Origin of the sequence: Actinomadura sp. RB99 (genome assembly GCF_014706005.1) — a bacterium.
Taxonomy (GTDB): Bacteria; Actinomycetota; Actinomycetes; order Streptosporangiales; family Streptosporangiaceae; genus Spirillospora.
Genome location: NZ_JABMCA010000033.1, coordinates 87,746 through 104,814 on the forward strand (window position 1 = coordinate 87,746; position 17,069 = coordinate 104,814).

17 protein-coding genes are annotated in these 17,069 nt (G+C 73.6%); 12 read left to right on the plus strand and 5 right to left on the minus strand.

Going from position 1 to position 17,069, the window contains the following annotated elements; translation table 11 throughout:
* Nucleotides 1–9 precede the first annotated feature (9 nt).
* The 11 genes from amrb99_RS27045 (at nt 10) to amrb99_RS27095 (ending at nt 12,261) form a co-directional block, all read left to right on the plus strand.
* Nucleotides 10–933, plus strand: coding sequence for an ABC transporter permease (locus tag amrb99_RS27045; RefSeq protein WP_347256880.1), 924 nt, complete (start codon nt 10–12; stop codon nt 931–933).
* A 95-nt stretch (nt 934–1,028) separates the two neighbouring features.
* Complete coding sequence (locus amrb99_RS27050; RefSeq protein WP_190861103.1) at nt 1,029–2,051, plus strand: ABC transporter substrate-binding protein; 1,023 nt, start codon at nt 1,029–1,031, stop codon at nt 2,049–2,051.
* 20 nt (nt 2,052–2,071) lie between these two features.
* A complete protein-coding gene (locus amrb99_RS27055) occupies nt 2,072–2,875 on the plus strand; it encodes an ABC transporter ATP-binding protein (RefSeq protein ID WP_241755957.1) in 804 nt (267 codons plus the stop codon).
* An 84-nt stretch (nt 2,876–2,959) separates the two neighbouring features.
* Nucleotides 2,960–4,108: a Gfo/Idh/MocA family oxidoreductase gene (locus amrb99_RS27060; RefSeq protein ID WP_190861108.1), complete on the plus strand. Its 1,149-nt coding sequence runs from the start codon at nt 2,960–2,962 to the stop codon at nt 4,106–4,108.
* Complete coding sequence (locus tag amrb99_RS27065; RefSeq protein WP_190861110.1) at nt 4,105–5,235, plus strand: dihydrodipicolinate synthase family protein; 1,131 nt, start codon at nt 4,105–4,107, stop codon at nt 5,233–5,235. Before amrb99_RS27060 ends, amrb99_RS27065 begins: the two co-directional genes overlap by 4 nt.
* Nucleotides 5,232–6,032 carry a sugar phosphate isomerase/epimerase family protein gene (locus tag amrb99_RS27070; protein WP_190861112.1) on the plus strand — a complete coding sequence of 267 codons (801 nt, stop codon included), beginning with the start codon at nt 5,232–5,234 and terminating at the stop codon, nt 6,030–6,032. Before amrb99_RS27065 ends, amrb99_RS27070 begins: the two co-directional genes overlap by 4 nt.
* A gap of 37 nt (nt 6,033–6,069) precedes the next feature.
* Entirely contained in the window at nt 6,070–7,347 is a 1,278-nt protein-coding gene (locus tag amrb99_RS27075) for a hypothetical protein (protein ID WP_190861114.1), read from the plus strand.
* Nucleotides 7,348–7,448: 101 nt separating this feature from the next.
* Complete coding sequence (locus amrb99_RS27080) at nt 7,449–9,539, plus strand: PQQ-dependent sugar dehydrogenase (protein ID WP_190861116.1); 2,091 nt, start codon at nt 7,449–7,451, stop codon at nt 9,537–9,539.
* A 64-nt stretch (nt 9,540–9,603) separates the two neighbouring features.
* Entirely contained in the window at nt 9,604–10,545 is a 942-nt protein-coding gene (locus amrb99_RS27085; protein WP_190861118.1) for a LamG-like jellyroll fold domain-containing protein, read from the plus strand.
* A 109-nt stretch (nt 10,546–10,654) separates the two neighbouring features.
* Nucleotides 10,655–11,236: a DUF4240 domain-containing protein gene (locus tag amrb99_RS27090; protein WP_190861120.1), complete on the plus strand. Its 582-nt coding sequence runs from the start codon at nt 10,655–10,657 to the stop codon at nt 11,234–11,236.
* 38 nt (nt 11,237–11,274) lie between these two features.
* Nucleotides 11,275–12,261: an asparaginase gene (locus tag amrb99_RS27095; protein WP_190861122.1), complete on the plus strand. Its 987-nt coding sequence runs from the start codon at nt 11,275–11,277 to the stop codon at nt 12,259–12,261.
* A gap of 36 nt (nt 12,262–12,297) precedes the next feature.
* Here amrb99_RS27095 and amrb99_RS27100 read toward each other — a convergent pair whose 3' ends face one another.
* Nucleotides 12,298–13,197: a hypothetical protein gene (locus tag amrb99_RS27100; RefSeq protein WP_190861124.1), complete on the minus strand. Its 900-nt coding sequence runs from the start codon at nt 13,195–13,197 to the stop codon at nt 12,298–12,300.
* 140 nt (nt 13,198–13,337) lie between these two features.
* Here amrb99_RS27100 and amrb99_RS51470 point away from each other — a divergent pair, with 140 nt between their 5' ends.
* Nucleotides 13,338–14,789, plus strand: coding sequence for a membrane-associated oxidoreductase (locus amrb99_RS51470; protein ID WP_190861126.1), 1,452 nt, complete (start codon nt 13,338–13,340; stop codon nt 14,787–14,789).
* Here the strand turns inward: amrb99_RS51470 and galT are convergent.
* From galT to amrb99_RS27125, 4 genes are all read right to left on the minus strand, one after another.
* A complete protein-coding gene (gene galT / locus amrb99_RS27110; RefSeq protein ID WP_190861129.1) occupies nt 14,776–15,837 on the minus strand; it encodes a galactose-1-phosphate uridylyltransferase in 1,062 nt (353 codons plus the stop codon). The genes amrb99_RS51470 and galT overlap by 14 nt on opposite strands.
* Nucleotides 15,838–15,847: 10 nt before the next feature.
* Entirely contained in the window at nt 15,848–16,459 is a 612-nt protein-coding gene (locus tag amrb99_RS27115) for an ATP/GTP-binding protein (protein ID WP_190861132.1), read from the minus strand.
* Entirely contained in the window at nt 16,440–16,820 is a 381-nt protein-coding gene (locus amrb99_RS27120; RefSeq protein ID WP_151545489.1) for a DUF742 domain-containing protein, read from the minus strand. The genes amrb99_RS27115 and amrb99_RS27120 overlap by 20 nt, the downstream gene beginning before the upstream one ends.
* 6 nt (nt 16,821–16,826) lie before the next feature.
* On the minus strand, nt 16,827–17,069 hold a 243-nt coding region (locus amrb99_RS27125), incomplete at its 5' end, for a hypothetical protein (protein ID WP_206700117.1).

Sequence of the window (17,069 nt, forward strand, 5' to 3'; positions counted from 1 at the left end):
GGAACCATGGTGAGTCAGCACCTCTCGCGGGGGGACGACCCCCCGCGCTCGGCGAACCGGCCCCCGCGCGGGCACGGCACGTCGGACGAGAAGCCGGCGGCGGACGCCGCGGGGGTCGTCGAGCGCGCCCGGCCGGGCGCGGGCGAACGGATCGCGGGCGCGCTGGAGTCGGCCTGGCGGCCGGTCGCGCTGCTCGTGGCCTGCTTCGCCGCCTGGTGGGCGATCACCGCGTTCAAGCTGGTCGAGGCGTACCTGGTGCCCTCGCCGTGGACGACGCTGAAGCTCATGGGCGACAAGTGGGGCTACATCTGGCACCACACCTGGGTGACGACCTACGAGACCCTCATCGGCTTCGCGCTCGCGGTGGTCATCGGGGTCCTCGCCGCGGTGCTCATGGTGTACTCCAGCACGGTCGAGCGCACCCTCTACCCGATCCTGCTGTTCGCGCAGGTCATCCCCAAGATCGCCATCGCCCCGCTGTTCGTGGTCTGGCTCGGCTTCGGCATCGGCCCCAAGATCGTCGTGGCGGTGCTGATCGCGTTCTTCCCGGTGGTGATCTCGATGGTCGCCGGCCTGAAGGCGGTCGACCCGGAGATGCTGCAGCTGTCGTCCACGATGGGCGCGAGCGCGTTCGCCACCTTCAGCAAGATCCGGCTCCCGGCCTCGCTGCCGCACCTGTTCTCCGGCCTGAAGGTCGCCGTGACGCTGGCCGTCACCGGCGCCGTGGTCGGCGAGTTCGTCGGCGCGAACGAGGGCCTCGGCTACGTGATCCTGCAGGCCAACGGCAACATCGACACCCCGATGCTGTTCGCCGGGCTGCTGGTGATGTCCGCCATCGGCGTCGTGCTGTTCGTCGCCGTCGAGATCGCCGAGAAGCTGCTGCTCCCCTGGCACGCCAGCCGCCGCGGCGAGGCGGTCACCACCACCTACTGACCCGGTGCCCGTCCCGCGACGGGCGCCTTCCGAACCCGCCTCCACGAAACCGGCCGTCCGGCCGGGAGCTCACCCCACCCATGGAGGACCGTCCCATGAAACTCCGCATCCTCGCCGCCTCCGTCCTCGTCCCGGCCGTGGCCCTCGCGGCCGCCGCCTGCGGCGGCGGCTCCGACGAGACCACCGGCGCCTCGGGCAAGAAGCTGAAGAAGGTCACCCTCACGCTGAACTGGTATCCCTACGGCGAGCACGCGCCGTTCTACTACGGCAAGAAGAAGGGCATCTACGAGAAGCACGGCATCGACCTGGAGATCAAGGCGGGCCAGGGCTCGCAGAAGACCGTCCAGGCGACCGGCGCCGGGCAGACCGACTTCGGCTGGGCCGACACCCCGGCGCTGCTCGCCGCCGTCGACAAGGGCATGCCGATCAAGAGCATCGGGGTGTTCCTGCAGACCACGCCCGCGTCGGTGCAGGCGTTCAGCAGCAAGAACCTCAAGGCCCCCGCCGACCTCAAGGGCAAGAAGATCGCCATCACGGCGGGCGACGCGCTGTCGCGCACCTTCCCGGTGTTCCTGAAGAAGAACGGGCTGTCGGAGAGCGACGTCCCGCTGCAGAACACCGACCCGGCCGGGAAGATCGCCGCGGTCATCTCCGGCAAGGCGGACGGCCTCGTCGGGTTCGCCAACGACCAGGGCCCGACGGTCGCGAACAAGTCCGGCAAGCCGGTGTCGTACCTGCGCTACTCCGACTTCGGGGTCAACTTCTTCTCCAACGGCCTGCTGGTCGGCGAGCGGAAGCTGAAGAGCGACGGCGACCTGGTCAAGGACATGGTCGCCGCCACCAGCGAGGCGTGGAGCGCCGCCGAGTCCGACCCGCAGGGCGCGGTCGCGAGCATGGCCGGCGCGTCCGAGCAGCTGCCGCCGACCCCGGTCGTGTCCGAGCAGTTCAAGACCACGCTGACACTGCTGCACACGCAGGCGACGCAGGGCAAGGCGCCCGGCGTCAACACCGAGGACGACTGGAAGCGGACGATCACGCTGTTCCAGCAGACCGGGGTCATCGGCAAGGCCGAGGAGCCGTCGAAGTACTGGTCGCCGCAGCTGGCGGCGCAGGGATGAGCGGACGGGCGATGAAGACCATGAGCCAACCGGGGAAGGCCGCGGCGGAGCAGGCCTCCGCCGTCGGGATCGACGAGGTGGCCGTCCGGTTCCGCAGCAAGAAGCGCGACGTCACCGCGCTGCGCGAGGTGTCGCTGGACGTCCCGATGGGGCAGTTCGTCGCGATCGTCGGGCCGTCCGGATGCGGGAAGTCGACCCTGCTGAAGCTGGTCGCGGGGCTGCTCAAGCCGTCCACCGGGACCGTCCGGCTGCGCGGCGAGCAGGTCGCGGGGCCGCGCGCCGACATCGGCTACGTGTTCCAGCGGGCCGCGCTGCTGGAGTGGCGCAGCGCCCGCAAGAACATCCTGCTCCAGGCGGAGATGCGCAAGATGCCCGCCGAGCAGGCGCGGCGGCGCACCGCCGAGCTGATGGAGATGACCGGGCTCACCGGCTTCGAGGACGCGCTGCCGCACGAGCTGTCGGGCGGCATGCAGCAGCGGGTCGCGCTGTGCCGGGCGCTGCTGCACGAACCGCCCGTCCTGCTGATGGACGAGCCGTTCGGAGCGCTCGACGCGCTTACCCGCGAGCAGCTCAACATCGAGATGAACCGGATCTGGCGGGAGACCGGCACCACCGTCCTGCTCGTCACGCACTCGGTCGCCGAGGCCGCGTACCTGGCGAACCGGGTCGTGGTGATGACCGACAGGCCCGGCACGATCGCCGAGGTCATCGACGTGGACCTGCCCGCGGAGCGGGACTACGCCGAGACCATGGCGCAGCCCGAGTTCGCCCGCGTCACCGGCCGGATCCGCAAGCTGCTCGGCGCCGGCGCGGCGCTCGACTAACCGGCCCCTCCAACCGACGAGCCGGCTCTTCCGACGCCGGCTCTCTCAACACTGCCCACATCACGAAGGCTGGGAAGGAACGGGATGGCACGCAAGTCCATCGGGATCGTCATGAACGGCGTGACCGGCCGGATGGGATACCGGCAGCACCTCCTGCGCTCGATCCTCGCGATCCGCGAGCAGGGCGGGCTGCGGCTCGCGGACGGCACCGACCTGTGGCCGGAGCCGGTGCTGGTCGGCCGGTCGGAGGCGAAGCTGCGGGACCTCGCCGCACGGCACGGGCTGGACGCCTGGACGACCGACCTGGACGAGGCGCTGGCCCGTCCGGACACCGAGGTCTACTTCGACGCGCAGGTCACCAGCGCCCGCGTCGAGGCGATCCGCGCGGCGGTCGCGGCCGGCAAGCACGTCTACACCGAGAAGCCGCTCGCCGACGACCTGGCGGGCGCGCTCGCGCTCGCCCGGCTCGCCGACGAGGCGGGCATCAAGCACGGCGTCGTGCAGGACAAGCTGTTCCTGCCGGGGCTGCTGAAGCTGAAGCGGCTGATCGACGGCGGCTTCTTCGGCCGGATCCTGTCGGTGCGCGGCGAGTTCGGCTACTGGGTGTTCGAGGGCGACTGGCAGGAGGCGCAGCGGCCGTCCTGGAACTACCGGGCCGAGGACGGCGGCGGGATCATCCTCGACATGTTCTGCCACTGGCGGTACGTGCTCGACGCGATCGCGCCGGTCAGGTCCGTGCAGGCGCTCGGCGCGACGCACATCCCCGAGCGGGTGGACGAGGACGGCAAGCCCTACGAGGCGACCGCCGACGACGCCGCGTACGGGATCTTCGAGCTGGACGGCGGGATCGTCGCGCAGATCAACTCGTCGTGGACGACCCGGGTGTTCCGCGACGAGCTGGTGGAGTTCCAGATCGACGGGACGGAGGGCTCGGCGGTCGCGGGGCTGCGGCGCTGCCGCGTCCAGCACCGGTCGATGACGCCGAAGCCGGTGTGGAACCCGGACCTGCCGGCGACGGAGAACTTCCGCTCGCAGTGGCAGGAGATCCCCGACAACACCGAGTTCGACAACGGCTTCAAGACGCAGTGGGAGATGTTCCTGCGGCACGTCACCGAGGACGCGCCGTTCGCCTGGGACTTCTACGCGGGCGCGCGCGGGGTGCAGCTCGCGGAGCTGGGGCTCCAGGCGTGGCGCGAGGGGCGCCGCCTCGAGGTGCCGGAGCTGCGGCGATGAAGATCGAGCTGCCGGAGCCGGACGGGACGCTCGTCCCGTACACGATGGGCGAGCCGCGCGCCTACCCGCGGCCGTCCGGGCCGCCGTCGTCGCGGGTCGCCTACGCGGCGGCGCACGTCGTCGCCGATCCGTTCGGCGACTCGCTGGACTGGGACGCGACGCTGGCGTTCCGCCGCCACCTGTGGTCGTACGGGCTGGGCGTCGCGGAGGCGATGGACACGGCGCAGCGCGGGATGGGGCTGGACTGGGCGACGACCCGGGAGCTCATCGTGCGCAGCAGCGAGGAAGCGCTTTCAGCAGGCGGCCGGATCGTCTGCGGAGCGGGCACCGACCAGCTCCCGCCCGGCCCGGCGACCCTGGAGCGGATCACCGCCGCCTACGAGGAGCAGCTCGGCGTCATCGAGGGCGCCGGGGCCGTCCCGGTGCTGATGGCGAGCCGCCACCTCGCCGCCGCCGCGCGCGGGCCGGAGGACTACGCGGCGGTGTACGGGCGGCTGCTGCCGCAGCTGCGGAACCCGGCCGTCCTGCACTGGCTCGGCCCGATGTTCGACCCGGCGCTGGAGGGCTACTGGGGCTCGTCCGACCTGGACGCCGCCGCCGACGCGGTGCTGGCGCTGATCCGCGAGCACGCCGCGTCGGTCGACGGCGTCAAGATCTCGCTGCTGGACGCCGGCCGGGAGATCGCGTTCCGGCGGCGGCTGCCGGCGGGCGTCCGGCTCTACACCGGCGACGACTTCAACTACCCGGAGCTGATCAAGGGCGACGCCGAGGGGCACAGCGACGCGCTGCTCGGGATCTTCGACCCGATCGCCCCGGCCGCCGCCTCCGCGCTGCACGCCCTCGACCGGGGCTCGGACGAGTACGAGGAGATCTTCGCGCCGACCCTGCCGCTCGCCCGGCACCTCTTCGAGACGCCCACCTTCTACTACAAGACCGGCGTCGTGTTCCTCGCCTGGCTGGCCGGCCACCAGCGGCACTTCCGGATGGTCGGCGGGTTGGAGTCGGCGCGGTCCGTCCCGCACCTGACCCGGCTGTTCCGGCTCGCCGACGCGGCCGGGCTGCTGCCCGACCCGGACCTCGCCGCGACCCGGATGCGCGCCTGGCTGACCGTCCAAGGAGCCGCATGACCAGGTTCAGCCTCAACCAGTGGACGGCCCGGCACTGGCCCGTGCCCGACCTGCTCGCCGGGTGCGCGGCCGCCGGCGCCGGGGTGGGCCTGTGGCGCGAGCCCGTCGCCGAGTACGGCCTGAGCCGCACCGCCAAGCTCGTCCGGGACCACGGCCTCACGGTCACGTCGCTGTGCCGGGGCGGCTTCTTCCAGAACCCGGACGCCCTGGCCGACAACCGCCGCGCGATCGAGGAGGCCGCGGCGCTCGGCACCCCGGTCCTGTGCCTGGTCAGCGGCGGCCTGCCGGACGGCTCCCGGGACCTGGACGGCGCCCGGGCGCGGGTCGCGGACCTGCTCGCCGAGCTCGCGCCCTACGCGGGCGAGCACGGCGTCCAGCTCGCGCTGGAACCGCTGCACCCGATGTACTGCTCGGACCGGTGCGTCGTCTCCACCCTCGCCCAGGCGCTCGACCTGGCCGCGCCGTTCCCGGCCGCGCAGGTCGGCGTCATGGTCGATACCTACCACCTGTGGTGGGACCCGGACGTGTGGGACGGCATCGCGCGCGCGGGCGCGGAGGGCCGGATCGCGCTGTTCCAGGTCGCCGACTGGGTGACGCCGCTGCCCGAGGGCGTCCTCACCGGCCGCGGCATGCTCGGCGACGGCCGCATCGAGCTGCGCCGGTTCCGCGAGGCCGTGGACGCCACCGGCTACACCGGCCCGATCGAGGTCGAGATCTTCAACGACGCGCTCTGGGCGATGCCCGGCGCCGCCGCCCTCGACCTCGCCCTGTCCCGCTTCGCCCAGCACGTGGCATGACGCCCCGGACGGCGTTCACCCGCGGCGAGCCGTCGCCATGACGGCGCGCGGGACGGCCGCTCGCCGCGAGCCCGCGGGCGGGGAGGGCGAGGGGCGGACGTGGCGGGCCGCGTCCGGGGCGTGGCTCGGGATCGGGACGGCGCCGGGCGCGCTCGTCCTCGGCGCGCAGGTCGGCGGGCGGCACGGCGGCGCGCTGCCCGTCGCCGTGCTCGCGGCGGGCGGCGTCGTGATGACCGCGCTGCTCGCCGCGCAGGGACGGCTCGGCCTGCGCCCGCCCGCCGGCGAGGGGGCCGGCATGACCGTCCTCGCCCCGCGCTACCTGCCGCCGGTCGCCGAGCGGGCGTTCACCGCGCTGCTCGCGGTCGCGATGGCCGGCTGGTTCGGCTTCAACGTCGGGCTCGGCGGCGCCGCCCTCGCCGCGCTCACCGGCCTGCCGGACGCGGCCGGGGCCGTCCTGCTGACCGTCCCGATCGTCGCGGTCCTGCTGGCCGGCGGCGGGCGCTGGAACGCGATCGCGGTCGCCACCACGCTGACCGCCATCGCGCTGATCGGGATCGTCGCGGTGCGGCTGCCGCCGCCCGCGTCGCCGGTGTCGTTCGCGCGGGACGGCCCGTTCACCGGGCTGGCCGCCGACCTGGCCGGCTACATCGGCTACGTGTCGGTGTTCGCGGTGCGGGCGCCGGACTTCACCGCCGGGCTGCGCGGCCGCCGCGACCTCGCGGCGTGCGTCGCGCTGCTGGTCGGCCCGGCGCTGGCCGCGTCCGTGGTCGGGGCGGGCGTCGCGGCGGCGAGCGGGTCCACCGACGTGGTGGCGGTGCTGGCCGGGCCGGACGGGCTGCCCGCCGCGAACCTGTTCGTCGCCGCGTCGGTGATCGCCCCGACGTTCGCCGCCGTGCACTCCGGGGCGCTAGCCGTGCGCCGCTTCCTCCCCGCGGGACGAGGGCCGGACGGCCCGCCCGGCGCGCGGGTGTGGGGCGTGCTGGCGGTCGCGGTGCCCGGCGCGGTGCTCGCCGCGCTGCGCGTCGACCGGATGCTGCTCGACTGGCTGACGGTGCTGGCCGCCGCGCTGCCCGCGCTCGTCCCGCCGATGGCCGCCGAGGCGGCGCGGCGGCGGCGGGGACGTCCCGCGCGCCCCGTCCGGACGTGGATCTGGGCGCCGGGCGCGGTGCTGGCCGTCGGGCTGACGCTGGCCGGGCACGCGGCGGCGGCTCCGGTCGGGCTCGCGGTGTCGGCCGCCGCGACGCTGGCGCATGCCTGGTCGGGGCGCGCCCGGCCGGCCTCCGGCCTCCCGATCCGGCTCCGAATTCGTTCTTGACGGCGGGCGAGAGCCGGTCGTACGTTCGGGAAAGCGCTTCCAGAAAGCGCTTTCCAATCCACTCCGTCCCCCACCCATCCCCCCCACCTTGGACGGTCGGAATGAAAAAACTGAGATGGTGCCTGCTGACGACCCTGGCGATGCTCGCCGCCCTCATCACCGTGCTCCCGGCCGGTGCGCAGGCGCGCGACGACGCCCCGATCCTCGACCCCATCCCCGACGACCCCGCCCCGTCCGGACTCGGCCTCGTCCTCAAGGAGGTCGCCCAGCTGCCCAAGTCGGAGCCCTCCGCACCGCCCACCGACCCGCGGCTGCAGCGCTGGAACCGCATCAACCACGTCGGTGAGCTGCCCGACCACTCGGGCCGGCTCTACGTCCCCGACCTGAACGGCAACCTGTACTTCCTCGACAAGAAGTCCGGGAAGTCGCACGTCTACCTGGACGTCAAGGCCGCCTTCCCCGACTTCTTCTCGGCCGCCGGCCTCGGCCAGGGCTTCGGCTTCGTCGCGTTCGACCCCGACTTCAAGAAGAACGGGAAGTTCTACACCACGCACGTCGAGTCGGGCGACGCGCTCAAGACGAAGACGCCCGACCTCACGCCCCAGCCGAAGACCGGCTACCACGGCGTCGTCGACGAGTGGACCGCCGACGACCCGAAGGCGCAGACCTTCCACGGCACCCACCGCGAGCTGCTGCGCATCGGCTTCGCCGGACGCATCCACAACCTGCAGCAGATCGACTTCAACCCCAACGCCAAGCGCGGCGACGCCGACTACGGCAAGCTCTACCTGTCCGTCGGCGACGGCGGCAACGGCAACGTCGGCGACAACGGCGGCGACCCGCAGAACCTCGGCGTCCCGCAGGGCAAGATCCTGCGGATCGACCCGTCCGGCAACAACTCCGCGAACGGCAAGTACGGCATCCCGGCCGACAACCCGTTCGCCGGCCAGTCCGGCAAGGTCGGCGAGATCTACGCCTACGGCATGCGCGACCCGCACCGGTTCAGCTGGGACACGGGCGGCACGCACCGCATGTTCCTCGCGCACATCGGCGAGCACGAGATCGAGTCGATCCACGAGGTGAAGGCCGGCGACAACATCGGCTGGAGCGAGCGCGAGGGCGCGTTCACCTTCCGCAAGGACGACCGCTGCCACCTGTACCCGCTGCCCGCGGACGACGCGAAGAACAACTACGACTACCCGGTCGCGGCCTACGACCACGACCCGCCCGCGAACTGGGACTGCTCCAGCGACACCGGGCACGCGATCTCCGGCGGCTACGTCTACCGCGGCGCCGCCCTCCCCGCCCTGCGCGGCAAGTACCTGTTCACCGACATCGTCGACGGCCGGCTCATGTACACCGAAGAGTCGGAGATGAAGCGGGACTCGGCCGGCAAGCACCGCGCGCAGATCTACTCGCTCGCGGCCTACGACACCAAGGGCAACCCGGTCACCATGAAGCAGCTCGCCGGGGACAACCGGGTCGACCTGCGCTACGGATCGGACGCCAAGGGCGAGCCCTACCTGCTCTCCAAGGCCAACGGCAAGATCTGGAAGGTCGTCGGCACCAAGAGCTACGCCGGCTGCCGTCCGAACGACATCCGCGAGAGCCGCCTCATGGCGGCGGACAACTGGGCGCCCGTCACGCCGTCGAAGTGGCGGTTCCCGGGCAACGAGGTCGTCCTCGCGGAGGAGGGGACCCAGCGGCCCGGCCCGCGGCGCCCCTTCGAGTACGCGGTGCTGAAGTCGGGCCCGGTGCTCGGCTCGTCCAAGATCGACGCCGAGGTGCGGCTCGACACCCCGGTCGACATCATCAACCGTGACGTCATCATCGTCTTCGGCTACCAGGACGACACGCACTTCTACTACGCGCACCTGTCCACCGACAACAGCATCTACCCGCACAACGGCATCTTCGTCGTCAACGGCGCGGACCGGCTGCGCATCGACCAGCAGTGGAACGCCAACCGCTCGCACGGCGCCCCGCCGACCATCACCGACGCCGACTGGCACCGCGTCCGCGTCGCGCACTGCGCCGACACCGGCGAGATCGCGGTCTACGTGGACGGCTCCACCCGTCCCGCCATGACCGCCCTCGACAAGACGTTCACGTCCGGACGCGTCGGCTTCGGGTCGTTCGACAACATCGGACGGCTCCGCGACCTGACCGTCCACGCGAACCCGGCACGGTAACCGGCCTCCCCGGGGCGGGCGGGCCTCACCCGCCCGCCCCGGGGGCACCAGAAGGAGACCCTCCATGCTGCTCCGCCGCCGCGTCACGGCCGCGACCGCCCTGCTCGGCGCGTCCGTCGTCGCCGCCTCGCTGGCCGCCCCGGCCCAGGCGTCCCCGGCCCCGGGCGTCGCCCCGTCCCTGAAGAAGAACCTCGTCTCGTACTACGACTTCGAGCACCCGGTCCGCGGCGACGCGGCCCAGGAGCGCGACCTCGGCCCCTCCGGCACCACCATCGGCCTCATCAACGGCGGCGCCGCGATGCGCGTCCGGGACGGCGCCCGCCGGCACGCGATCCAGCTCGGCCAGGTGAACCCGTCCACCGCGGGCAACGACGACTGGAAGGCCGGCGTCTACTCCGCGACCGGCGTCCCGTCCCTGCACGCGTTCAACGCCGCGCGCAGCGCGACCGTCGCGGGCTGGTTCAAGATGACCGGCACGAACCCGTCGCCCAACTCGGGCACCGCGAACCCGGACGACGTGTACAACGCGGTCGGCCTCATCGGCGTCCTCACCGGGGACTCCGACGGCCACGCCGTCCGCGCCCTGCTGGAGATCATCGACGTCTCCGGCACGCTCCGGCTCGTCGCGCTCGGCCGCCGCATCGACGGCGGCAGCTCGCAGACGTTCGCCGCGAACGCGGACTGGCGCACCCTCCTGCCGCAGAACACCTGGGTGCACCTCGCCGCCACGTTCGACTACGACACCGGCAAGATGGCCCTCTACAAGGACGGCGAGCCCCTCGACGGCTTCTACACCGTCTCGGGCGACCCCTGGAAGCTCCAGGGCACGCCGAGCCCGCACCTCGCCTCCGCCACCGACCCGCGCGGCATCAAGATCGGCGGCAGCTTCCCGCAGAACACCCGGGAGGCGAACCCCTGCAACTGCCGCATGGACGGCCTGATGTTCCTCGACCGGGCCATCACCCCGGCCGAGGCGCGCCTTCAGTACCGCATCGCCAAACGCTGAGCCCCACCCCGAGGCCGCCGGTGCGCTCCGCGCACCGGCGGCCCTGTCGTACCCGGCGGCCCTGTCGTACCCGGCGGCCCTGTCGTACCCGGCTGCCAGACTGCGCCGCATGACCGAGGACGAGTTCTGGGACCTGGTCGAGCGGTCCCGCGGCCACTCCCCCGACCCGGGCCGCCGGCTGGCCTGGCTCGAAGAGCGGCTCGTCCGCCTGCCGCCGGCGGAGATCGCCGACTTCCAGGTCCGCCAGGACGAGACCCGCCTGCGGTCGGACACCTACGCGCTCTGGGGCGCCGCGTACCGGATCATGGGCGGCCTGTGCTCGATGGACGCCTTCTGGTACTTCCAGCCCTGGCTGATCGGCCAGGGCCGCCGGACGTTCCACCTCGTCACCGCGGCGCCCGACCTGCTGGCGGAGCTGCCCGGCATCCGGCGCCTCGCGGGCCGCCCGATGGGCGGATGGTCGGACGCGGAATGGCCGGAATGGGAGTCGTTCAACTACCTGGCCGCCACCGCCTACGAGCGCGTCACCGGAGACGAGGACGGCCTGGGCGACGCCCTGCTCGCCCGCGGCCACGAGACGCCGTACGACACCGCGCCCGCCGACCCGTCCTGGGACTTCGACGACCCGGCGGAGATCGCCCGGCGCCTTCCCCGGCTCTCCGCCCTCTTCCCGGCGCGGGCGCGACCCTAGCGTGGGCCGGGCGAGTTGATCTTAATGAGGAGGCCGGTATGAGCGTCGCGCTGTTCACGCTGGGCGGGACGATCGCGATGGCGGGGCACGGTCCCGGCCGCGACGGCGGGACGGTCGTGGCGCGGCTGAGCGGCGCCGACCTGATGGCCGCCGTCCCCCGGCTGGCGGGCGTGGGCGTGCCGCTGGAGGTGCGGGACATCGAGGCCGTCCCGAGCGCCCGGCTGACGTTCGCGCGGATCCTCGACCTGGTGCGGCGGGCGTCGGACGCGGTGCGGGACGGCGCGCTCGGCATCGTGGTCACGCAGGGCACCGACACGCTGGAGGAGACGGCGTTCCTCGCCGACCTGCTCTGGCCCCATGACGAGCCGTTCGTGATGACGGGCGCCATGCGGAACCCGACGCTGGCGGGCCCGGACGGCCCCGCCAACCTGCTCGCGGCCGCGCACGTGGCCGCGGCGCCGCAGGCGCGCGGGCTCGGCGCGCTGGTGGTCATGAACGACGAGATCCACGCGGCGCGGTGGGTGCGGAAGGCGCACAGCACGAGCACCGGGGCGTTCACGTCACCGAACGCCGGTCCGATCGGGTTCGTCCACGAGGGGCGGGTCGGCGTGCACGGCGGAGTGCCGCGCCGCGCGCCCGTCGAGGTCGACGCGGCGGCGCTGGCCAGGGTGCGGGTGGGGCTCCACACCGTCGTGCTGGACGACGATCCGTCGATGATGAACGCGGAGGGGTGCGACGGGTTCGTCGTGGCGGGCTTCGGGGTGGGGCACGTGCCCGCCTCGTTCGCGCCGGTACTGGGCGATCTCGCGCAGCGCGTGCCGGTGGTGCTCGCGTCGCGGACGGGGGCCGGGCCGGTGCTGCGCGACACCTACGGCGCCGCCGGCTCCGAGACCGATCTCCAGCGGCGCGGGCTGATCAACGCGGGGATGCTCGACCCCTACAAGGCCCGCGTCCTGCTGCGGGTCATGCTCGCCGCGGGCGCCGGCAGGGACGGCGTCGCCGCCGCGTTCGCCGAGCGCGGGTGACGGCGCGGCCACCGGTGCGGGCGGCAGTGCGGGTGGTCACGCGGACGCGAGGCGGAGGCCGGTGTCCGTGGCGGCGATCAGCGTCCCGTCCGTGCTCAGCGCCAGGTCGTTCACCCGGGCCGGCAGGGGGACGCGGCGGCGCGGCGTGACGGACGCGGCGTCCCACACCAGCAGCTCGCCGCCGACGTCGGCGCCCACCAGGAGACGGCCGCCGGCGACGGCGGCGGCGACCGCGCCGATGCCGCCCGGGGCGGGCAGCGCCATCGCGGCGTCGCCGTCCAGGGTCCGGGTGAGCACCTCGGCGCCGGACGGCTGGACGAGGAGCGGCGGGCCGTCCGGGCCGGGCGCGAGTACCGCCTGCGAGCCGGAGGACGGCAGCGACGCGGCCTCCTCCTCCCGCTCCACGTCGAGGAGGCCGATGGTCCGCTCGGTGTCGCAGGCGAGGCCGACGAGGGGCCCGCTCGCCGGTGCGGCGTGCAGGATCCAGCGGTCGATGGCCGTCCAGTGGCCGAGCCAGACGCCGAACTCGGTGCGCAGGTCGCCGGTGCGGGCGTCCAGCACGGCGACCCGGGCGTCGCTGGCCGGGCCGAACACGGCGACGACGGCGCCGCGGCCGCCGTGGACGGCGAGCCCGAGCAGGTCGGGCTGCCCGTCGACGGCGACCTCGGCGCCGGTGGACAGGTCGAGGACGTGCACGCGGTCGCGGTGCGTCCAGGCCACCACGGGCGCGCCGTCCGGCAGCAGCCCGAACGCCCATTCCGCGCGGTGGTCGGGGAAGTCGGGGATCGGCGGGCCCAGCGCGGCGCGCGTGCGCAGATCCCAGCCCTGGCCGATGTTGGCGCCCTGGCCGGTCCGCGAGGCGAACGCCAGCGGCGGCCCGGCGGCCGTGGCGGCGACGCCGTCGAACGCTCCCTGCGCCAGCACGCTTTCGGGCATGCCTGGGAGGCTAGGGCACCGGGGTGAGATCGTTCCGCGAAGTGCGCGAAAACGCAGCGAACGCGGCCGCGTGCCGCGCGTGACCGTTCTCGCCCGGTCGTTCGGCGAAGGACCGGATGATGCCGGTAGGTTCCTGGCTTGTGGAGCCGATCGATCTGACCCCCGTCGAGCGGCGCGTGTGGCGGGCGTTCCCCACGGGCCGCCCCGTCGACCTGCGCGACGGCGACGACGATCCGGAGAACGGCGCCGCGTGGGGAGCCGAGCGGACGGTCCGGGCGGGCGTGCTGCGCAAGCTGCTGCTGGGGCCGGCGGCCGACGGGGAGATCGCAGCGCTGCGGCTGAGCGGTGCGCGGATCTCGGGGCGGCTCGACCTGCGGTACGCGTCGGTCGCGCATCCGGTGCGGATGGCGGGCTGCCGTTTCGACGAGGCGCCGGAGCTGTACGGCGCGCACCTGCGGCAGCTGAACCTCAGCGGCTCCTTCCTGCCGGGCCTGGTGGCGCAGACCCTCAAGGTGGACGGGGTGCTGCGCATGACCGACTGCCGCGTCCCGGGGCAGGTCCGCCTGGGCGGGGCGCGGCTGGCCGGCGCCTTCTTCCTGGAGCGCGCGCGGCTCGGGGAGGACGGCGCGCGGAAGGAGGTCCTGCACCTCAACCACTCCGTCATCGAGGACGACTTCTGGGCGCCCGGCCTGGAGGCGCGCGGGGAGATCCGGCTGAACGGCGCGTCCGTCGCGGGGACGCTGAACCTCAGGGGCGCCGTGCTGCTGACCCCGGGCGGGCGGGCGTTCGACGGCGAGAACCTCACCGTGGCATCGGATCTGGTCGCCACCGGCGCGCGCATGGAGGGCGAGGTCAGCCTGCGCGGCGCCGCGATCCCCGGGCTGCTGGTGCTGACGAGCGCGCGGCTGTCCGACGCGTCCTGCGCGCTGCGGGCGACGAGCGCGGTGATCGGGGAGGTGTGGTTGCGGGAGGCGCGGGTCGACGGCCCGGTGAACCTGCTGCGCGGCCGCTTCGGGCTGCTGCACGCGGCGCCCGGCGCGCTCGGCGGCACGGTCTGGCTGGACGGCCTGACGTACGGTTCGCTCACGCCGCGGCTCCCCGCCAAGGTCCGCATCGCGATGCTGGAGCGGGACGAGGAGGGCTACGTCCCGCACGCGTACGAGCAGCTCGCCGCCGCGTACCGGCAGGCGGGCGACGACCGGGCGGCGCGGAACGTCCTGCTGGCCAAGCAGCGCAGGCACCGCTCGACGCGGCCCCGGTACGCGCGGCTGTGGGGGTATCTGCAGGACGTGACGGTCGGGTACGGGTTCCGTCCGGTGTGGGCGGCGGCGTGGCTCGCGGGGCTGCTGGCGGTGGGCACGGCGGTGTTCGGGCCGCATCCGCCCGCGCCGCTGAAGGCCGACGAGCATCCGCCGTTCAACGCGCTGTTCTACACGCTGGACCTGCTGCTGCCCATCATCGACTTCGGGCAGGAGAAGGCGTTCAAGCCCGCGGGCTGGCACCAGTGGCTGGCCTACGCGCTGGTCATCGCGGGCTGGGTGCTCGCGACGACGATCGCCGCCGGGATCACCCGGACGCTCAGCCGGCAGTGACCTCGCGGAGCCGCGCGGCGGCGGCCTCCGGCGGCACGTCGTTGATCCACGCCGCCATGCCCGACTCCGATCCCGCCAGATACTTGATCTTGTCGGGGGCGCGCCGGATGGAGAACAGCTCCAGGTGCAGCCGGACGAGGTCGCGGCCCTCGCCGGTCGGCGCCTGGTGCCAGCCCGCGACGTACGGCAGCGGCGTGCCGTACAGGGCGTCGCAGCGGCGGAGCAGGTCGCGGTAGAGGACGGCCAGCTCGTCGCGTTCGGCGGTGTCCAGCGCGGCGAGGTCGGGGACGTGCCGGTGCGGCATCAGGTGGACCTCGACCGGCCAGCGCGCCGCAGCGGGGACGTACGCCGTCCAGTGCTCGCCCGACAGCACCACCCGGGTCCCCGCCCGCTCGGCCTTCAGCACGTCGTCGAACAGGCCGGGGTGCCGGGACGCCATGGCGAGCACGCGCTCGGTCCGCGGGGTGACGAACGGGTACGCGTAGATCTGCCCGTGCGGGTGGTGCAGCGTCACGCCGATCTCGACGCCGCGGTTCTCGAAGGCGAACACCTGCCGGACGGTCGGGATCTCCGACAGCTCGGCGGTGCGGTCGGCCCACGCGTCGATGACCGTCCGGACGCGGGACACGGGCAGGTCCGTCATCGCGGCGTCGTGGTCGTCGGTGAAGCAGACGACCTCGCAGCGCCCCGCGCCGGCGAACCGGGCGAACACCTCCGCGCCGTCGACCGCGGGCGGCACCGCCGGGGTCCGGGTGTCGAACGAGGGGAACCGGTTCTCGAAGACGGCGACGTCGTAGGAGTCGTCGGGGATCTCCGAGGCGGGGCCGCCGGGGCACAGCGGGCACTGGTCGGGCGGCGGCAGGAACGTGCGCGTGTTGCGGTGCGCGGTGACCGTGACGTGGTCGCCGGTCAGCGGGTCGCGGCGGACCTCACACACCGGCTCGACCGGCGGCAGGCCGCGGGGGTCGGGAACGGGGACCCGTCCGGGGGACTCGTCGTAGTAGACGAGTTCGCGGCCGTCGGAGAGCCGCGCGCGTGTCCGGTGCATCGCCCGCAGCCTACAGGGCCCCGGCGTTCGCCGTCTCCGCCGCGTGCACCGCCAGCAGGTGCTTCACCAGCGTGGTCAGCACCTCCTTGCCGGACGCGCGCTCGCGGACGTCGCACAGCACGATCGGGGTGGCGTCGCCGAGGTCGAGCGCCTCGCGGATCTCGTCCTCGGTGTAGTCGTAGCCGTCGTCGAACATGTTGACGGCGATGACGAACGGGAGCCCGCGGTTCTCGAAGTAGTCGACGGCGGGGAAGCAGTCGGCGAGGCGGCGGGTGTCGGCGAGCACGACCGCGCCGAGCGCCCCGTACGACAGCTCGTCCCACATGAACCAGAAGCGGTCCTGGCCGGGGGTGCCGAACAGGTAGAGGACGAGGCCGTCGCGGATGGTGATGCGGCCGAAGTCCATCGCGACGGTCGTGGTCGTCTTCTGCTCGACGCCCTCGGTGTCGTCGACGCCGATGCCCCGGTCGGTGAGCAGTTCCTCGGTCTGCAGCGGCCGGATCTCGCTGACGGCGCCGACGAGCGTCGTCTTGCCGACCCCGAAACCGCCGGCGACGAGGATCTTCACCGCGATGGGCGCGGCGGGCGCCGGACCCGCGGCTTCAGAGGGCTTGGAGACCATGCAGCACTTCCCTGAGCAGGCGTTCCTTGGAGAGCGTGCTCTCCTGTTGTTGCGGGCGGGTGACGGTGATGAGCCGGTGGTGCAGCAGGTCGCCGAGCAGCACCCGGACGACCACGAGCGGCAGCCGGATCCGGGCGGCGATCTCGGCGACGGGCTGCGGCTGCAGGCACATCTCCAGGATGTCCAGGTGCTCGGGGCCGATGCCGGGCGACCCGGAGCGCGGCCGGGCCGCGGTCGCGACGATCGTGATCATGTCGAACGCCTCGGCCGTGGCGGGCCTGGCGCGCCCGCGGGTGAGCGCGTACGACCGGACGATCGGCCCGGCCTCGTCATCGAGCCATTCGCTCCCAGGACCGCTCATGCGGGCTCACGAGTCCTCGGTATCGAGGGCCTCGGCGCGCCCGCGCCGGGTGCCCTGCTGGATGGACGACATCATCGAGCGCAGCTCCTCGGGGGTGCGGCCGGCGCGCGGCGCGGGCTCGGGGGCGGGCCGGGCGCCCTGCTCCTCGCGCAGCTGAGCGGCCATGTTCTCCTGCCGGACGCGCTTCGGCAACGCCGGCCGGTCGCCGCGCGCGGCGCCCGGGGGACGGCGGCGGACCTCGCGCGGGGA

Coding starts and splice junctions, on each gene's coding strand:
- amrb99_RS27070 (WP_190861112.1), top strand. CDS start 5,232: ATGACCAGGTTCAGCCTCAACCAGTGGACGGCCCGGCACTGGCCCGTG.
- amrb99_RS27115 (WP_190861132.1), bottom strand. CDS start 16,459: ATGGTCTCCAAGCCCTCTGAAGCCGCGGGTCCGGCGCCCGCCGCGCCC.
- amrb99_RS27060 (WP_190861108.1), top strand. CDS start 2,960: ATGGCACGCAAGTCCATCGGGATCGTCATGAACGGCGTGACCGGCCGG.
- amrb99_RS27065 (WP_190861110.1), top strand. CDS start 4,105: ATGAAGATCGAGCTGCCGGAGCCGGACGGGACGCTCGTCCCGTACACG.
- amrb99_RS27085 (WP_190861118.1), top strand. CDS start 9,604: ATGCTGCTCCGCCGCCGCGTCACGGCCGCGACCGCCCTGCTCGGCGCG.
- amrb99_RS27080 (WP_190861116.1), top strand. CDS start 7,449: ATGAAAAAACTGAGATGGTGCCTGCTGACGACCCTGGCGATGCTCGCC.
- galT (WP_190861129.1), bottom strand. CDS start 15,837: ATGCACCGGACACGCGCGCGGCTCTCCGACGGCCGCGAACTCGTCTAC.
- amrb99_RS27055 (WP_241755957.1), top strand. CDS start 2,072: ATGAGCCAACCGGGGAAGGCCGCGGCGGAGCAGGCCTCCGCCGTCGGG.
- amrb99_RS27120 (WP_151545489.1), bottom strand. CDS start 16,820: ATGAGCGGTCCTGGGAGCGAATGGCTCGATGACGAGGCCGGGCCGATC.
- amrb99_RS27100 (WP_190861124.1), bottom strand. CDS start 13,197: ATGCCCGAAAGCGTGCTGGCGCAGGGAGCGTTCGACGGCGTCGCCGCC.
- amrb99_RS27090 (WP_190861120.1), top strand. CDS start 10,655: ATGACCGAGGACGAGTTCTGGGACCTGGTCGAGCGGTCCCGCGGCCAC.
- amrb99_RS27075 (WP_190861114.1), top strand. CDS start 6,070: ATGACGGCGCGCGGGACGGCCGCTCGCCGCGAGCCCGCGGGCGGGGAG.
- amrb99_RS27050 (WP_190861103.1), top strand. CDS start 1,029: ATGAAACTCCGCATCCTCGCCGCCTCCGTCCTCGTCCCGGCCGTGGCC.
- amrb99_RS27095 (WP_190861122.1), top strand. CDS start 11,275: ATGAGCGTCGCGCTGTTCACGCTGGGCGGGACGATCGCGATGGCGGGG.